The 15,821-nt window shown below is 67.2% G+C and carries 16 protein-coding genes and 1 pseudogene; 8 read left to right on the plus strand and 9 right to left on the minus strand.

Annotated elements, in window-relative coordinates; translation table 11 throughout:
• Window positions 1-28 precede the first annotated feature (28 nt).
• Both OCH239_RS10305 and OCH239_RS10310 read right to left on the minus strand, forming a co-directional pair.
• The gene (locus OCH239_RS10305; protein ID WP_037262014.1) at window positions 29-1,897 is read right to left on the minus strand and encodes a cation:proton antiporter; all 1,869 of its coding nucleotides are present in this window, start codon (window positions 1,895-1,897) and stop codon (window positions 29-31) included.
• A 73-nt stretch (window positions 1,898-1,970) separates the two neighbouring features.
• A complete protein-coding gene (locus OCH239_RS10310) occupies window positions 1,971-3,131 on the minus strand; it encodes a deoxyguanosinetriphosphate triphosphohydrolase (RefSeq protein WP_037262016.1) in 1,161 nt (386 codons plus the stop codon).
• A 126-nt stretch (window positions 3,132-3,257) separates the two neighbouring features.
• On the opposite strand from OCH239_RS10310, the gene OCH239_RS10315 reads away from it, so the two are divergent.
• The 5 genes from OCH239_RS10315 to grxD all read left to right on the plus strand — a co-directional run bounded on the left by OCH239_RS10315 (window position 3,258) and on the right by grxD (window position 5,366).
• Window positions 3,258-3,581: a HesB/IscA family protein gene (locus tag OCH239_RS10315; RefSeq protein ID WP_037262018.1), complete on the plus strand. Its 324-nt coding sequence runs from the start codon at window positions 3,258-3,260 to the stop codon at window positions 3,579-3,581.
• A 118-nt stretch (window positions 3,582-3,699) separates the two neighbouring features.
• Window positions 3,700-4,509 (plus strand): exodeoxyribonuclease III, encoded by an 810-nt coding sequence (xth, locus tag OCH239_RS10320; RefSeq protein WP_037262235.1) that lies wholly within the window; start codon window positions 3,700-3,702, stop codon window positions 4,507-4,509.
• A 74-nt stretch (window positions 4,510-4,583) separates the two neighbouring features.
• Window positions 4,584-4,826 (plus strand): BolA/IbaG family iron-sulfur metabolism protein, encoded by a 243-nt coding sequence (locus tag OCH239_RS10325; RefSeq protein ID WP_037262020.1) that lies wholly within the window; start codon window positions 4,584-4,586, stop codon window positions 4,824-4,826.
• Entirely contained in the window at window positions 4,823-4,963 is a 141-nt protein-coding gene (locus OCH239_RS22635; protein WP_157577847.1) for a hypothetical protein, read from the plus strand. Before OCH239_RS10325 ends, OCH239_RS22635 begins: the two co-directional genes overlap by 4 nt.
• A 34-nt stretch (window positions 4,964-4,997) precedes the next feature.
• The gene (grxD, locus tag OCH239_RS10330) at window positions 4,998-5,366 is read left to right on the plus strand and encodes a Grx4 family monothiol glutaredoxin (protein WP_037262023.1); all 369 of its coding nucleotides are present in this window, start codon (window positions 4,998-5,000) and stop codon (window positions 5,364-5,366) included.
• Between the two features lie 70 nt (window positions 5,367-5,436).
• On the opposite strand, the gene OCH239_RS10335 is transcribed toward grxD, so the two are convergent.
• Both OCH239_RS10335 and OCH239_RS10340 read right to left on the minus strand, forming a co-directional pair.
• Window positions 5,437-5,841: a cell division protein ZapA gene (locus OCH239_RS10335; RefSeq protein ID WP_037262026.1), complete on the minus strand. Its 405-nt coding sequence runs from the start codon at window positions 5,839-5,841 to the stop codon at window positions 5,437-5,439.
• The gene (locus OCH239_RS10340) at window positions 5,841-6,386 is read right to left on the minus strand and encodes a hypothetical protein (protein WP_037262029.1); all 546 of its coding nucleotides are present in this window, start codon (window positions 6,384-6,386) and stop codon (window positions 5,841-5,843) included. The genes OCH239_RS10335 and OCH239_RS10340 overlap by 1 nt, the downstream gene beginning before the upstream one ends.
• 223 nt (window positions 6,387-6,609) lie before the next feature.
• Between OCH239_RS10340 and tkt the strand changes: the two genes are divergently transcribed.
• The gene (gene tkt, locus OCH239_RS10345) at window positions 6,610-8,625 is read left to right on the plus strand and encodes a transketolase (protein WP_037262032.1); all 2,016 of its coding nucleotides are present in this window, start codon (window positions 6,610-6,612) and stop codon (window positions 8,623-8,625) included.
• 163 nt (window positions 8,626-8,788) lie between these two features.
• Window positions 8,789-9,991 carry a PQQ-dependent sugar dehydrogenase gene (locus OCH239_RS10350; RefSeq protein ID WP_037262035.1) on the plus strand — a complete coding sequence of 401 codons (1,203 nt, stop codon included), beginning with the start codon at window positions 8,789-8,791 and terminating at the stop codon, window positions 9,989-9,991.
• A 16-nt stretch (window positions 9,992-10,007) separates the two neighbouring features.
• Here the strand turns inward: OCH239_RS10350 and OCH239_RS10355 are convergent, their stop codons facing one another.
• Window positions 10,008-10,985 carry a DUF808 domain-containing protein gene (locus tag OCH239_RS10355; protein WP_037262038.1) on the minus strand — a complete coding sequence of 326 codons (978 nt, stop codon included), beginning with the start codon at window positions 10,983-10,985 and terminating at the stop codon, window positions 10,008-10,010.
• The gene (locus OCH239_RS10360) at window positions 10,982-11,404 is read right to left on the minus strand and encodes a DoxX family protein (protein ID WP_037262041.1); all 423 of its coding nucleotides are present in this window, start codon (window positions 11,402-11,404) and stop codon (window positions 10,982-10,984) included. Before OCH239_RS10360 ends, OCH239_RS10355 begins: the two co-directional genes overlap by 4 nt.
• 197 nt (window positions 11,405-11,601) lie before the next feature.
• Between OCH239_RS10360 and gap the strand changes: the two genes are divergently transcribed.
• Window positions 11,602-12,606, plus strand: coding sequence for a type I glyceraldehyde-3-phosphate dehydrogenase (gap, locus tag OCH239_RS10365; protein WP_037262044.1), 1,005 nt, complete (start codon window positions 11,602-11,604; stop codon window positions 12,604-12,606).
• 101 nt (window positions 12,607-12,707) lie between these two features.
• Here the strand turns inward: gap and OCH239_RS10370 are convergent, their stop codons facing one another.
• The 3 genes and pseudogenes from OCH239_RS10370 to OCH239_RS10375 form a co-directional block, all read right to left on the minus strand.
• On the minus strand, window positions 12,708-14,042 hold the full coding sequence (locus OCH239_RS10370) for a sigma-54-dependent transcriptional regulator (RefSeq protein ID WP_037262047.1): 1,335 nt from the start codon (window positions 14,040-14,042) through the stop codon (window positions 12,708-12,710).
• Window positions 14,043-14,047: 5 nt separating this feature from the next.
• Entirely contained in the window at window positions 14,048-14,503 is a 456-nt protein-coding gene (locus tag OCH239_RS23875) for a sensor histidine kinase (protein WP_425280285.1), read from the minus strand.
• Between the two features lie 36 nt (window positions 14,504-14,539).
• Window positions 14,540-15,814: pseudogene (locus OCH239_RS10375) on the minus strand (histidine kinase dimerization/phospho-acceptor domain-containing protein); the annotation flags it as partial.
• Between the last annotated feature and the right edge of the window lie 7 nt (window positions 15,815-15,821).

A 15,821-nucleotide genomic window follows, 5' to 3' on the forward strand; every position in this document is an offset into this window, starting at 1 on the left:
GGTCATCCTGTCTGTGGTCGCGCGGGGTCTACCGACCGCCCTGCCCCGGGTCAATCGACCGGGACGCGCGTTCGGTCGCGGCGGTCTTCCGCTCCGACCGTTCGGGCGCGAGCGAGATGATCTTCGCTCCCGGCCCGCCGGCGGGCCCCTCCTCCTCCTCGGGCCCGAAGAAGCGCAGGGCACCGTTCTTGAGCTCGGCCACGGCTATCGCCTGCGGCATCGTCTCGCGCCAATGCGTGAGGGTGAATTCCTCGGACAGGGTCGTGACGCGGAATTCCCACCCGTCCTGGACCCGCGCATTCGCCTCGGCGAAGGTCTCGTCGGCCCCGATCGGGCGGCCGCCTAGGGTCGCGGGAAGCGCGTGCCGGCGCGACCGCGTCCGCACGCGGCGCAGCTGGAAGACCTTCTCGCGACCGAATTCGGGACCGAGATCGGTCGTCACCAGCGTGTTGTAGGCATCGTTGTCGGTTGCCGCGATGACCGTCTCGTAGCGTACGAGATCAAGCCGATGCTCGGCCTCCTCCGCCAGAACGTCGCCGAAGAAGGTCTCGAGCCCTGCATCCCGCGCGCCGCGCAGATGCGCGAGGTTCGGATCGGCGATCATCACCGGCAGGTCGAGCTTCGCAAGAGCCTTTGCCAGCGCCACCGACCACGGCGCTCCCCCGACGATCAGAACGCCGGGGCGGTCAGCGGCAGACAATCCCAGCAGGCGCGCCAGCGGGCCGAGGGCAAATCCGTGAAGCACCACCGTCGCACCGACGAGCGCGAAGGCGAGCGGTGCCATGCGGGCGCCGTCCTCGATGCCGATCTCGGCGAGCCGCTCGCCGAAGAGACCGGCCACGGCGACGAGCACGACACCCCGGGGACCGGTCAGCGCGATCAGCGTCCGCTCCGCCCAGGGCACGTTGGACCCGGTGAGCGAGAGGAGCACCGCGACGGGACGCGCGAGGAGGATGACGACGGCAACGAAAAGCGCCGCCCGCAGGTCGAGCGAGGCGAGCGTCTCGCGGCTCATGTTGGCCGCGAGCAGGATGAAGACCCCGGAGACGAGGAGGACCGTCGCCTGCTCCTTGAACCGGCGGAGTTCCACGTAGGACGGCAGTTCGACATTGGCGATCCAGAGCCCCATGAGCGTGACTGCGAGAAGTCCCGATTCGTGCAGGACGTGATCCGACACCGCGAAGACAGCGAGCACCGAGGCAAAGAGAACCGGCACCTTCATGTATTCCGGCACGAGCCCGCGCGAGAAGGCGCGTGCGAGCCCCCAGCCCGCCGCAAGCCCGAGCGCCGTCGCGATACCGATCCCAAGGATCAGATCGAAGAGCGCGCCTGAGGGGCCGGCCGAGGTCTCGCGCACCAGAACGATCTCGAAGGCGAGAACGGCGGCGAGCGCTCCCACGGGATCGTTGACGATGGCCTCCCATTGCAGGAGCGCGGCCGGGCGGCGCCGCAGGCGCGCCTGCCGCAGCAGCGGGGCGATGACCGTGGGCCCGGTGACGATCATGATGCCGCCGAAGACGGCGGAGGTTTCCCACGAAAGGCCCGCGACCCAGTGCAGGGCGGCTGCAGATGCCGCCCATCCGAGCGGCGCTCCCACGAAGACCAGCCGCCGCACACCCTTCGCCGCGTCCGACAGCGAATGCAGATCGAGGCTGAGCCCGCCCTCGAAGAGGATGATGGCGACCGCGATGGCCACCATCGGCTGGAGCAGATCGCCGAAATCGCGCGCGGGATCGAGCAGACCGAGCCCCGGGCCGACGAGCAGGCCCGCGGCGAGCATGAGCACGATCGCCGGCATCCGCAGCCGCCAGGCGAGCCATTGCGAGCCGACGCCGAGCGCGCCCACGAGCGCAAAGCCGAGCACGGGAGCGAGGCCCGATTCCACACCGGTGGCCATCGATTCAGATCCTTTCGGGAGCGAGGTGTCGTCGGACGGGGTATAGCGCGGGGAGCAGCCTTGGCGAGCGCCGTCAGGTGGCGTCGTGCAGCACGTCGACGCCGGTCAGCCGCGCGTGGCTCTGGAGCGCGTAACGGTCGGTCATGCCGGCGATGTAGTCGGCCACGAGGCGCGCCAGCTCGGTCGTTCCGGCCGCGGCCGCGATCTCGGGCTGCCAGCGCTGGGGGAGCAGGTCGGGGCGCTCGAGATAGATTGGGAAGAGATCGTGAACCGCTGCGGTGACCCGGGTCCGCTGCTCCATCACCGAGGGCGCGCGGTACATCCGGGTGAAGAGGAAGGTGCGGATCTCGCGGATGGCGGCCCACATCTCGTCCGAGAAGGAAATCACAGGGTGGCCGAGTTCGCGGACGGTCTGGGCATCCTGCGGAGCGGCTGCGTCCAGCGCCGCGCGGGACGTGTCGATCACGTCGCCGACCATGGCCCCGAAGACGCGGCGCAGCGCCTCGTGACGGCGACGGGACGCGTCGGTGCCCGGGTACTTCCGATCGACCTCGGCATACGCCGCCCCGACGATCGGCAGGGCCGCGATCTCGTCCTCGGTGAAGAGCTGGGCGCGCAAACCGTCATGGAGGTCGTGATTGTTGTAGGCGATGTCGTCGGCGAGCGCCGCGACCTGCGCCTCCGCGCTGGCATGGGTGTGGAGCTCGAGCGGGTGACGCGCGTCGTATTCGGCGAGCGCGTAAGGCAGATCGCCGGTGACCGGACCGTTGTGCTTGGCGATGCCCTCGAGCGTCTCCCAGGTCAGGTTCAGCCCGTCGAACTCGGCGTAGTGCTTCTCGAGCTGGGTGACGATGCGGATCGTCTGGGCGTTGTGATCGAAGCCGCCATGCGGCGCCATCAGCGCGTCGAGCGCGTCCTCGCCGGTATGGCCGAAGGGCGTGTGGCCGAGATCGTGGGCCAGCGCCACCGCCTCGGTCAGGTCGGTATCGAGCCCGAGCGCGTTCGAGACCGTGCGCGCGACCTGCGCCACCTCGATCGAATGGGTGAGACGGGTGCGAAAGAAATCGCCCTCGTGCTCGACGAAGACCTGCGTCTTGTGCTTGAGTCGGCGGAAGGCTGAGGCGTGGATGATCCGGTCCCGGTCGCGCTGGAAGCAGGACCGGAAGGCGCTTTCCTCTTCGGGGAAAAGCCGCCCGCGCGAGCGCGCGGGGTCACAGGCAAAGGGCGCTCGCATGGATGTGTCCGCCTCCGGGCGTCGTCTTGTGGTCAGTCGGTGCGGGCCATATATTGCAAGGCGTTCCCGATGGGAACCGCACGCGAACCTTGCCACCTCAAGGACCGCCCGAGGAGCTGATCTGAGATGAACCTGCCGCCCAAAGTCACCGACCGCGCCTTTGCCCGCCTCGCCGAGATCGGGGCCGCGAAGGACGGCCACGCCCTGCGTGTCGCCGTCGAGGGCGGCGGCTGTTCGGGGTTTCAGTATGACATCAAGCTCGACGCGCCCGAGGATGGCGACCTCGTGCTCGAGGGACAGGGCCAGAAGGTCGTCGTCGACGAGGTGTCGCTGCCGTTCCTCGAGAACGCCGTCATCGACTTCACCGAAGAGCTGATCGGCGCGCGTTTCACCATCGAGAACCCCAACGCGGCGAGCTCCTGCGGCTGCGGAACCAGCTTCGCGATGTAGTCGCCGCGGCCGTGCCTCGGCAGCGCCGGGGCGCGGGCAACCGACTTGCGCGTTCCTGGCGTCTCCGGCATCTCGAGACGAGCACCGCCTCTCGCACCACCCGCAAGGAATGCCCGTCATGAAGATCGCCACGTTCAACATCAACGGCGTCAAGGCCCGTCTGCAGACGCTTCTCGACTGGCTGGAGCGGGACGCACCGGACGTGGTGCTTCTTCAGGAGATCAAGTCTGTCGACGAGGGCTTCCCCCGGGAAGCGGTCGAGGATCTCGGCTACAATGTCGAGACGCATGGGCAGAAGGGTTTCAACGGCGTCGCGATCCTGTCGAAGCTTCCGCTCGAGGACGTCACGCGCGGTCTGCCCGGAGACGAGAGCGACGAGCAGGCCCGCTGGATCGAGGCAACGGTGGTGGGCAACACCCACGCCGTGCGGGTCTGCGGGCTCTACCTGCCGAACGGGAACCCGGTGGAGTTCGGCGCGGACGGAAAGCCGCTTGCGACAGGCAAGTACGGCTACAAGCTCGGCTGGATGCAGCGGCTCGCCGACCGCGGCGCGGAACTCATCGCGAGCGAGATGCCCGCGCTGATGGCCGGCGACTACAACGTGATCCCGCAGGCCGAGGATGCGGCCCGGCCCGAGGCGTGGGAGAATGACGCGCTCTATCTCTACGAGAGCCGCGCGGCGTTTCGGCGGGTGCTCAATCTCGGCTTCACCGAGGCGTTTCGGGCGCGGGTGCGGGGCCCCGGCCACTACAGCTTCTGGGATTACCAGGCGCGGTCCTGGGAACGCGACAACGGCATCCGCATCGACCATGTCCTGCTGACCCCGCAGGCCGCGGACCTGATGACCGACGTGGGGATTTCGCGCGACGAACGCGGCCGCGAAAAACCTTCGGACCACGTGCCCGTCTGGGTCGATCTCGCCGCCTGACGCCCCTGCCCCTCTCTTGTGGAGCCTCTTTGCCTCGCATACATTTCCGCCAGACCAGCAAGGAGCTTTGACCTATGGCCATCGAGGCGCAGGAGATCGAGAACCTGATCCGGGACAGCTTTCCGGAAGCGAAGATCACGATCACCGACCTGGCTGGAGACGGCAATCACTACGCAGCCGAGGTGATCGACGAGAGCTTCCGCGGCAAGAATCGCGTTCAGCAGCAGCGGGCCGTCTATGCCGCCCTGAAGGGAAAGATGGACGGCTCGAACGGCGAGTTGCACGCCCTCGCCCTCACGACGAAGGTGCCCGAATGACGCAATGGCTTAAGACACTTGGCGAATGGCTCGCGGCGCTGGCGGCTCCGAAGCCGGCGCTCGTACGGGTGCCGGCGCGTGCCGAAGCGCCGCGCCGCCCCGCCTCGAACCGCGACAGGCTGACGCCCCGCCGCTGACGGGCGCTGCATACCAGACAAGGAAGGTGGACGTATGACCACGACCGACGCGAAGACCCAGATCGAAGAGACCGTGAAGGGCAACGACGTGGTGCTCTACATGAAGGGCACCAAGACCATGCCGCAATGCGGCTTCTCCAGCCGCGTGGCCGGTGTGCTCAACTATATGGGTGTCGAATACACCGACGTGAACGTTCTAGCTGACGACGGCATCCGCCAGGGCATCAAGGATTACTCGGAGTGGCCCACGATCCCGCAGCTCTACGTCAAGGGCGAATTCGTCGGCGGCTGCGACATCATCACCGAGATGACGCTGTCGGGCGAGCTCGACCAGCTCTTCGAGCAGAACGGCGTCTCCTACGACAAGCAGGCCGCGGAGAAGATCCGCGAAGCCAACGGCTGACGCCCGGCCAGATACGGAACATGCAAAGGGCGCGTCCTGCCGGACGCGCCCTTTGTCGTTGCGCGGCGCCTTACCTCGTCGCCTTCTCCTCGATTTCATCGGCGATCGCCTCCGCACGGGCCGCGATTTCGGCCATCGTGTCGGTAATGCCTGCCGGCAGAACCGGGACCTCGATCCTTTCGGGCTCCGGAGCTGCGGGCGGCGGCGCATCCCGCAAGGCCGACAGTTCCGCCTCGAGCGCGGCGGCCTGGGCCTCGGCGGCCTCCGCGCGTTCCTCGAGACCGACGGTCTTGTCGGCGAGCATCAGACCCGCCATCAGCAGCATCCGGGCTTCCGGCACGCGGCCGAGCTGCTCGGCCAGCACCTGCGCCTCGGTGTCGAGCATCGCAGCCGCGGTATGAAGATATTCCTCCTCGCCCTCCTGGCAGGCGACGGCGAAGAGGCGTCCTCCGATCTGAACCTCGACCTCGGGCATCAGGCCTCCTCCTCGTTAGCGTGTGTCGTAACGGACTGCGCCTCGATCGCGGCCTCGGCAAGCAGCGGATCGAGAGCGGCGAGGATCGCCGCGCACTCCGCCCTTTCCGTGGCGCGCGCCGCACGCATCGCCTCGAGTTCAGCCTGCATCGCCTGATTGATCAGATGCGGATCGCCGAGATCTTCGGAGAGGGCGCGCGTGAGATCCTCGTTGGTGTCCCGCAGCGTCTCATAGGCGCGGCGCATGCGCCCCAGATCACCGTCGAGCTGGGCCAAGGCCTCGCGGCTTGCCGCCACCTGCTCGCGCAGCTCGGCCATCTCCCGCTCGCCCCTTTCGCGAAACTCTCGCAGGCGCTCCTCGAGACCGGATTTTGCGCGCCGCTCGTCCTCGAGCGCGTCGCGCAGGCGGGCGACTTCCTCCGCGTCGATCTCCGGCTCGGGGGCGACGTCTTCGGGCGGCAGAGGGGCGTCGAGCGTTTCGACTCCCCTGGCGATGCGGTCGAGCGCGGCCGTGATCCGGCCCTGGAGCGTGTCCAGTTCGTTCATGTATCTGTCCCTTCTTCGACGCGCCTCTGACGCGCCGCTTCGCGGAGCCGCCGGATGCGGGCGCACGACGAATCGCACTTCACTCCCGCGGTGCCGGTGTCGCCGCCATGATGCAAGCCCTAGGCCATGCCGTGTCAAGGCCTTGTGGCCCGCGCTTGATCTTCGCCCCCGTCTTGATAAGAGCGTCCCTACCGCCGTTTTTCGCGCAAAGGACAGGCCCCCGTTGGATATCGAGACGCTACGCACCCGCAATCCCGACCACTGGCAGACCGCAACCGCGATCCGGACGCTCGCCCTCGACGCGGTGGCCGCCGCGAATTCGGGCCATTCCGGGATGCCGATGGGCATGGCCGACGTCGCGACCGTGCTTTACGGCAAGCACCTGAAATTCGACGCCGCCCGCCCCGAATGGCCGGACCGCGACCGCTTCATCCTGTCGGCGGGCCACGGGTCCATGCTGCTCTACTCGCTGCTCTACCTCACGGGTGACGCGGAGATCACGCTCGACGAGATCAAGAACTTCCGCCAGCTTCACGGCAAGACCGCGGGCCATCCCGAAAACTTCCTCGCCAAGGGGATCGAGACCACCACCGGCCCACTCGGCCAAGGGCTCGCGATGTCGGTTGGCTTTGCCATCGCCGAGGAATCGCTGCGTGCGCGGTTCGGTGCCAAGATCTGCGACCACCGCACCTGGGTCATCGCCGGTGACGGCTGCCTGATGGAGGGTGTGAGCCAGGAGGCCATCGCGCTCGCCGGGCGCCAGCAGCTCGGCAAGCTCTGCGTCTTCTGGGACAACAACGCGATCACCATCGACGGCAAGGTCGACATCGCCGATCGGACCGACCAGCCGAAGCGCTTCGAGGCGGCGGGCTGGCACGTCCAGGAGATCGACGGGCACGATCCCGAGGAGATCGACGCGGCGATCGAGGCGGCCAAGAAAGACCCCCGTCCGTCAATGATCGCCTGCAAGACGCATATCGCGATCGGGCATGCGGCTCAGGACACGTCCAAGGGTCACGGCGCGCTCACCGACGCGCAGCAGCTGACCGACGCCAAGGACGCCTATGGCTGGTCTTACGGGCCCTTCGAGGTCCCGGCGGAGATCAAGTCGCGGTGGGAAGAATACGGCAAGCGCGGCGCCGCCGAGAGCGCGGCCTGGGACGAGCGCGTCGGCGCGCTTTCTGCCGCAAAGCAGACCGAGTACCAGCGCACGCTCGACGGCGCCGCGCCGAAGAAGCTCACGGCGACGATCAAGGCGCTGAAGAAGCAGAATTCCGAGGCGCAGCCGAAGGTCGCGACCCGCAAGGCCTCCGAGATGGTGCTGCAGGTGGTGAACCCGATCATGCCCGAGACGCTCGGCGGATCGGCGGACCTGACCGGGTCGAACAACACCAAGACCGAGGATCTCGGCGTCTTCGACATCGAGAACCGCAAGGGTCGCTACGTCTATTACGGCATCCGCGAACACGGCATGTCGGCGGCGATGAACGGCATGGCGCTGCATGGCGGCATCCGGCCCTATGGCGGCACGTTCATGTGCTTCACCGATTATGCCCGCCCCGCGATGCGGCTCGCGGCCCTGCAGAGGGTCCCGACCGTCTTCGTGATGACGCATGACAGCATCGGCCTCGGCGAGGACGGCCCGACGCACCAGCCGGTGGAGCATCTTGCGATCAGCCGCGCGACGCCGAACATGCTCGTCTTCCGCCCCGCCGACGTGGTCGAGACCGCGGAGGCGTGGGAGATCGCGCTGACGCAATCCTCGACACCGTCGGTGCTGTCGCTGACCCGTCAGGGCGTGCCGACCGTGCGGACCGAGCACAAGACCAAGAACCTCAGCGCCCAAGGCGCCTATGTCCTCGCCGAAGCCGAGGGCAAGCGGCAGGTAATCCTGATCGCGACGGGGTCAGAGGTCTCGGTCGCCATGTCCGCGCGCGAGGCGCTGCAGGCCGAGGGGATCGGCGTGAGGGTCGTGTCGATGCCGTGCATGGAGCTTTTCGAGCAGCAGGACGAGGCCTACCGCAAGCGGGTGCTGCCGGCAGGTCCTGTCCGCGTGGGCATCGAGGCGGCCGTGCGCATGGGCTGGGATCGCTGGCTCTGCGGCGAGCGCGGCCGGGCCCAGAAGTCGGATTTCGTCGGCATGGAGGGCTTCGGCGCCTCGGGCCCTGCCGAAGAACTCTTCGAGTATTTCGGCATCACGCCCGGCGCGGTTGTCGCGAAGGCCAAGGCGCTTCTCTGAGCGCAAGCATGTCCTCGGGTGCCCGGGCTACGCGCCGGGCACCTGCCAAGACCCTGGCTCTGCGCCTACCCGCTTGGAAGCTTGAAGATGGCTGACCGCCTTGTGATCGGCCGCCCTGGCAATCCGCACTAGCTCTCCCCTACTCGTCTTAACGGAGAGAGCCATGCGCCCGACCACGTCCATCGTAGCCGCGCTCAGCGCGCTCGGCATAAGCTCCTGCGCTGAAGCGCAGAATTTCGACCGCTCACCCAAGGAAGCCAATTTCGAGCCCGCTTTCGCCGAACAGACCCGCGCACCGCTGGTTTCTTCGGATGTCCAGACATCGATGCAGACGATCGCGGACGGCCTCGTCCATCCCTGGGGGATCGAGGTCCTGCCGGGCGATGCGGGTTATCTCGTCACCGAGCGTCCGGGGCGGTTGAGAATCGTCAGTCGCGACGGCGCGCTTTCCGATCCCATCTCTGGCGTGCCGCAAGTCGTCGCGCAAGGCCAGGGTGGCCTTCTCGACGTGGCGCTTGCGCCCGATTTCGAGACGAGCCGCCGGGTCTATCTTAGCTACGCCAAGCCCGTCGGGAACGGTCTCTCCGCGACGGCCGCCGCCTACGGAACCCTCTCCGAAGACATGTCGGCGCTCGAGAATGTCACCGACATCTTCGTGCAGGAGCCGGGCTCGCGGGTGAAGAAACATTACGGCAGTCGCATCGTCTTCGATGGCGCCGGCCATGTCTACGTAACGACGGGCGAGCATTCCTCCGACGAGACGCGGGTCTACGCGCAGGATCTCGACAAGACGTACGGAAAGGTCGTGCGCCTGACGCTCGACGGCGAGGTGCCGCAGGGCAATCCCTTCGCGGGCCGGGACGGCGCGATCCCGTCGATCTGGAGCTACGGGCACCGCAACCTGCAGGGCGCGATGATGCGGGATGGCGAGCTCTGGACCATCGAGCACGGACCGCGCGGCGGCGACGAGCTCAACCGGATCGAGGCGGGCGCGAATTACGGCTGGCCGGTCATCTCTTACGGTATCCGCTATTCCGGCGGGCCGATCGGATCGGGCGAATCCAAACGCGAAGGCATGGAGCAGCCCGTCTATTACTGGGATCCCGTCATCGCACCCGGCGGCATGCTGACCTATGACGGCGACGCCTTCTCCGAATGGCAGGGCGACGTCTTCATCGGCTCGCTCTACCCCGGCGGCATCGTGCGGCTTGAGCTGTCAGGTGATCGCGTCGCGGCCGAGGAGCGCATACGGATGGAACTCGGCCGGGTGCGTGACGTCGAGATCGACAGTGACGGCGCCCTCCTCGCGATCACCGACAAGCAGAACGGGGAGCTAGTGAAGATCACGCCCGGATCGTCGAGCTGACGACCTGGACGGCGGCTCAATGCGCCGCCGTCTCCCCTCCGCCGAAGATGCGGCCCCAGATCGGACCGATCACCTTGGTGCCGAGCGGTATGAGCGCGAAGCCGAGCGCGATCCCGAGGATGCCGTCGCAGATCGCCGTCACGATCCATTCCGCCGTGCCGCGCGCCGCCTCGGGCAGGCCGCCGCCGATTGCCACAGCGATGGAATGGATGATCTCCTCGGGCGCGTGCCAGCCCATCTGGGCGAGACCGTGCACGATAATCGACCCGCCGACCCAGAGCATCGCCGCCGTTCCGACAACCTGCAGCAGGCGCATCACGCCGGGCATCGCCTTGACGATCCCGCGCCCGAGGCCCCGGCCCGCGCCGGTGCGCCCCGTCTCGGCGAGGTGAAGCCCGATATCGTCCATCTTGACCAGCAGCGCGACGGATCCGTAAACGGCGACCGTGATCATCACCGCGACCGCGGCAAGCGTCGCCGCCTCGAGCCAGAAACTGCTTTCCGGAATGGCCGAGAGCGCGATCGTCATGATCTCGGCGGAGAGGATGAAATCGGTCTTGATCGCGCCCGCCACCTTCTGCTTTTCGAGATGCTGCGCGTCGAGCGGCTTTTTCTCCTTCTCCTTCGCGTCCGTCTCGTGCGCGAAGAAGGCGTGGTAGAGCTTTTCCGCCCCTTCGAAGCAGAGATAGGCGCCGCCGAGCATCAGGAGCGGCGGGATCAGCCACGGCGCGAAGGCGGAGAGCAGGAGCCCGGCCGGCAGCAGGAACACAAGCTTGTTGATCAGACTGCCGCGCGCGATCTGGGCGACGATGGGCAGCTCGCGGGCCGGCGGGAAGCCGTGCACGTATTTCGGCGTCACCGCGGCGTCATCGATCACGGCTCCCGCGGCTTTCGTGCCGGCCTTCATGGCCTGCGCCGCGACGTCGTCGACGGAGGTCGCCGCCACCTTGGCGATGGCCGCCACGTCATCGAGTAGTGCCAGAAGTCCGCTCATCGATTGCCCTCGCCGGTCTGCATTCGCCCGGAGCGTAGCGGCGGCGCGCCCCGCTGCAAGGCCGCGACCGAAAACCGGCCCGCCCCATGAGCGGAAAGACAGAGGCATCCGCCGGCGATAGCCCAGTTCTTGACGAAGATGCTCATCTGCCAGGGATCGGAGGGCACGAGATGAAAGACGCTAGTGACCATGCAGTAGAGTGCGAGCAAAGCGGCGACGACCGGAACCCGCCATCCCGCGATCAGCGCAAGCCCGGCAGCAAGATTGAAGAGCGCCGCGGGCCAGACCGGCCAGGCCGGTAACCCCAGTCCGGTCAGAAGCGCCATGGCGGGCGCGGGATCGATCGCCTTCTGCGCCGCGCCTGCAAGGAACAGCAGCGCGATCAACGCCCGCCCGACCAGCACCGCCACATCCGCCATTCCGATTCTCCCACCCCGGAGCACGCAACCCATGCTCGCGCTAACGGTAGCGCGAACCCTGTTCCGGAGTTAGCGCCACCACTCCCGGTGCCCACGCATTTAACGCTAACACATTGCCTCGAAAGACCTTTTGCCTTTGCGCCTGCAGCATCGCCCCACTAGGCAGTATCCGACAGTATACGAACGAGGACAGCCCAATGACCGTCACGCTCGGGATCAACGGATTCGGCCGGATCGGCCGCTGCACGCTTGCGCATATCGCAGAAAGCGCGCGCAACGACGTCGCCGTGGTCAAGATCAACGCCTCCGGACCGATCGAGACGAACGCGCATCTTCTGCGCTACGACAGCGTGCACGGCCGCTTCGGCGGCGAGGTAAAGGTCGAGGGCGACACGATGGATCTCGGCCACGGGCCGATGAAGGTGTTCTCGACCTACGATCCCGAAGAACTCGACTGGTCGGGCTGCGACGTCGTCCTCGAATGCACGGGCCAGTTCAACGACGGAAGCAAGGCCGACGTGCATCTGCGCCGGGGCGCCCGCAAGGTGCTCATCTCTGCGCCCGCGAAAAACGTCGACCGGACCGTGGTTTACGGCGTCAATCACAGGGAGATGCTGGCGGAGGAGCGGATGATCTCTAACGGCTCCTGCACGACGAACTGCCTCGCGCCGCTCGCCAAGGTGCTCGACGAGAAGATCGGCATCGAGGGCGGGATCATGACGACGATCCATTCCTATACCGGCGACCAGCCGACGCTCGACCGCAGGCACGCCGACCTCTACCGGGCGCGCGCGGCGGCGATGGCGATGATCCCCACCTCGACCGGAGCCGCCAAGGCCATCGGCGAGGTGCTGCCCGGCCTCGCCGGCAAACTCGACGGCTCGGCCATCCGGGTGCCGACGCCGAACGTGTCGGCGGTGGACCTGACCTTCGAGGCGGGGCGCGACGTGACCGTGGACGACGTGAATGCCGTGGTGCAGGACGCGGCCGCGGGTCACATGGGCTCGGTTCTCGCCTACGATCCCGAACCTAAGGTCTCGATCGACTTCAACCACACGACCGCGAGCTCGATCTTCGCGCCCGACCAGACGAAGGTCATGGGCCGCCGCCTCGTGCGCGTTCTGGCATGGTACGACAACGAATGGGGGTTTTCCGCGCGCATGGCCGACGTCGCCGGAGCGATGGGCCGCCTGCTCCACTGACCGCCACGCGCCGCGGCGTCGATCGGCGGCCCCCTTCTTCTTGACGAAAATATCCCGGGAGCGCGAGGGCAGAGCCCTCGCCGCCGCAGGCGATCAGGCGCTCAGAGATAATCCGAGCGCTGCAGGCTGTACTTCGCCATCTTCTCATTGAGCGTCCGGCGCGGGAGGCAGAGTTCCTCCATCACTGCCGAGATCGACCCCTTGTGACGCCGCATGGTGTTGTCGATGAGCATGCGCTCGAACGCCTCGACATATTCCTTGAGCGGCTTGCCTTCGGTGGTCATCACCGGCTTCATCTCCTCGTGGTCGTTCATGAGGAGCGAGGCGATGGTGCCCGAGCCGCGGCGCGACTGGAGCGTGGCGCGTTCGGCGAGGTTGATGAGCTGGCGGACATTGCCCGGCCATGGCGCCTGAAGGAGCTGTGCCGCCTCCTGCGCCGAGACCTCGGGCGCGTCGCAGCCGTATTCCTCGGCATATTGCTCGGACAGGCGCGTGAAAAGCGTCAGGATGTCCTCGCCGCGCTGGCGCAGCGGCGGCACCGTGATGCGCAGCGCCGCAAGGCGGTAGAAGAGGTCCGAGCGCAAAGCCGTCTCGCAGGTCTTGCCCTCGTCCTGAAGATTGCAGATGGCCACGATCCGCGTCTCTGGCGGGTTGCCCTGCTCGTTGATCACCGACAGCAGGCGCGCCTGCGCCTGATCGCTCAGCGCCTCGATATCCTCGAGCACCAGCGTGCCGCCGCGCGCCTCCTCCATCGCGGGGAGAACCACATCGCCCTCCTCCATCGGCCCGAAAAGCCGTTTCATCAGGGTCGGCTCGTCCATCGCGGCGCAGGGCAGCAGAACGAACTTCTTGCCGGCGCGCGAGCCGACGGCGTGAAGCGCATGCGCGACAAGCGTCTTGCCGGTGCCGGTCTCGCCGTCGATCAGGACGTGCCCGTCGGCCTGGCCGAGATCGAGAATGTCCTCGCGCAGCCGCTCCATCGCGGGAGAGGAGCCGATCAGCTTCTGCATGATCTGCGTGCCGTCCGAGAGCTCCTTGCGAAGCTGGCGGTTGTCGAGCGTCAGGCGGCGCGCATTCGTCGCCTTCTTGGCAAGCTCGGACATACGGTCCGGGTTGAAGGGCTTCTCGAGGAAGTCGAAGGCGCCGATGCGCATCGCCTCGACCGCCATCGGCACGTCCCCGTGCCCGGTGATCATCACGACGGGAAGCGTGCTGTCGACGCCCATCAGCTTCTTGAGGAACTGGATCCCGTCCATGCCCGGCATCTTGATGTCCGAGATGACGATGCCCGGGTAATCCGGTCCGACGGTCGCCAGCGCCTCTTCGGCGCTCGCAAAGCTTTCGGTGTCGTAGCCCGACAGTGCCAGCCACTGGCTGATCGACTGGCGCATGTCTTTCTCGTCGTCGACGATGGCGATCTTCATGGCCTTGGCCATAGGAGTTACTCCGCGGCTTGTTGGTCTTTTTCTTTGTGAATCGGCAGCTGCATCTCGAAAACCGCGCCACCCCCCTCGGCGTTCCGAGCCGTGAGGCGTCCGCCGAGATCATGCACGATCCCCGAAGAGATGGCGAGACCGAGCCCGGTGCCGTCTCCCGGCTGCTTAGTCGTGTAGAATGGCTCGAAGAGCGCGTCGAGATCCTCGATCCCGTGCCCGTTGTCGCGCACGGTCAGCGTCGCGGTCTCGCCGCTCGCCAGCAGGACCTCAATCTCGGGATTGCGCACGCTCTTGGTCGCATCGAGCGCGTTGCGGAGGAGGTTCACCAGCACCTGCTCGATCCGCACACGGTCGCCGAGTACCAAGACGGGTGTCTCGGGCAGAATGCGGCTGATCCGCACCTGGCGGGACTTAAGCTGGGGCTCCATCATCGACAGCGCCGAAGCGAGCGCCTCGGCCATGTCGACGGGATGGAAGGCGTCGTCACCCTTGCGGGCGTAGGATTTCAGCTGCTTGGTGATCGCGCCCATCCGCTCGATCAGGTCGTCGATGCGGTGGAAGGCGGTCGTGGCCTCCTCGGGGCGGTTGCGGCTGAGCAGGAGGCGCGCGCCGGCGAGATAGGTCCGCATTGCGGCAAGCGGCTGGTTCAGCTCGTGGCTGACGGCGGCAGACATTTCGCCGAGAGCCGCCAGCTTCGAGCTCTGTTCCAGCGTCTGCTCGGCGACGGCCAGGTTCTCCTGCACCCGCTCGCGCTCCGCGATCTCGCCCTGGAGGCGCAGGTTGAGGCGGCGCAGCTCGGCACTCTCGCGCTGGAACAGCGCCATCCTCAGGGCCGTCTTGCGCGACAGGACGTAGAACGCGCCCGCCGCCAGGAGAGCGAAGACCATGATCTCGAGCGCCAGGACGGCATTCACCCGCTCCCGGACAGAGGCGTAGGTCGTGAAGGACGAGATCGACCAGCCGCGGAACGGAATGCGACCGTCGATCCGCATGACGGCCTCGCCCCGGATATAGGCATCCGCCGAGGCGGCGGTCCAGTCGGCGGTAGCCTGGATGGCGCGTTCGATCGCGCTGTCGGGCGGCTGCCGCTCGAGCGCCTCGGAGACCTGCAGGCCGCGCCAGCGCGGCTCGGTCGCGAGGATGATCGCGCCCTCGCTGTCGGTCACGAGCACCGCGTCGGAGAGGCCCGCCCACCCCCGCTCGAACTTGTCGAGATCGACCTCGACAACGATGACGCCGAGGGGCGTTCCCCCAGTCTCGAGCCGGCGCGAGTAGTAGAAGCCGTAATCCCCGGTCTCGAGCTGCTGCGTGGTGAAAACCGTCGAATCGGTCCGCAGCGCATCGACGAAATAGGGCGCCTGCCGGTGCGTCTCTCCGAGACGGGCACGGTCGGTCGCCGCCACCGTCCGCCCGTCCCTGTCGAGCAGCATCATCGACGCGCCGCCGATCTGGTCGGCGTAGTAGATCAGCCGTTGAGAGCTCTGGACGTATTCGGCCGAGTCGAGCGCCTGGATCAGCGACTGGTCGAGGGCGAGAAGCTGCGGCACCACGGCCGCCCGGCGGATCTCGGGCAGCAGGTTCCCCGAATAGAGAGCCAGCCGCAGTTCGGCCCGGTTGCGCGTCGTCTCGGTGAAGCGCGCCGTCAGCATCTGGTTGGTGACGTAGACCGTCGCGACCGCGGCCACGAAGAGCACGATCAATGCCGCCCGGACCCGCCAGCTCAGCGGGCCGGTGCGGCTGGTCTCCTCGCTCGTGTCTGGCGCGTCGGACATTGGGCGA

It is taken from the genome of Roseivivax halodurans JCM 10272 (assembly GCF_000521785.1).
Classification (GTDB): domain Bacteria; phylum Pseudomonadota; class Alphaproteobacteria; order Rhodobacterales; family Rhodobacteraceae; genus Roseivivax; species Roseivivax halodurans.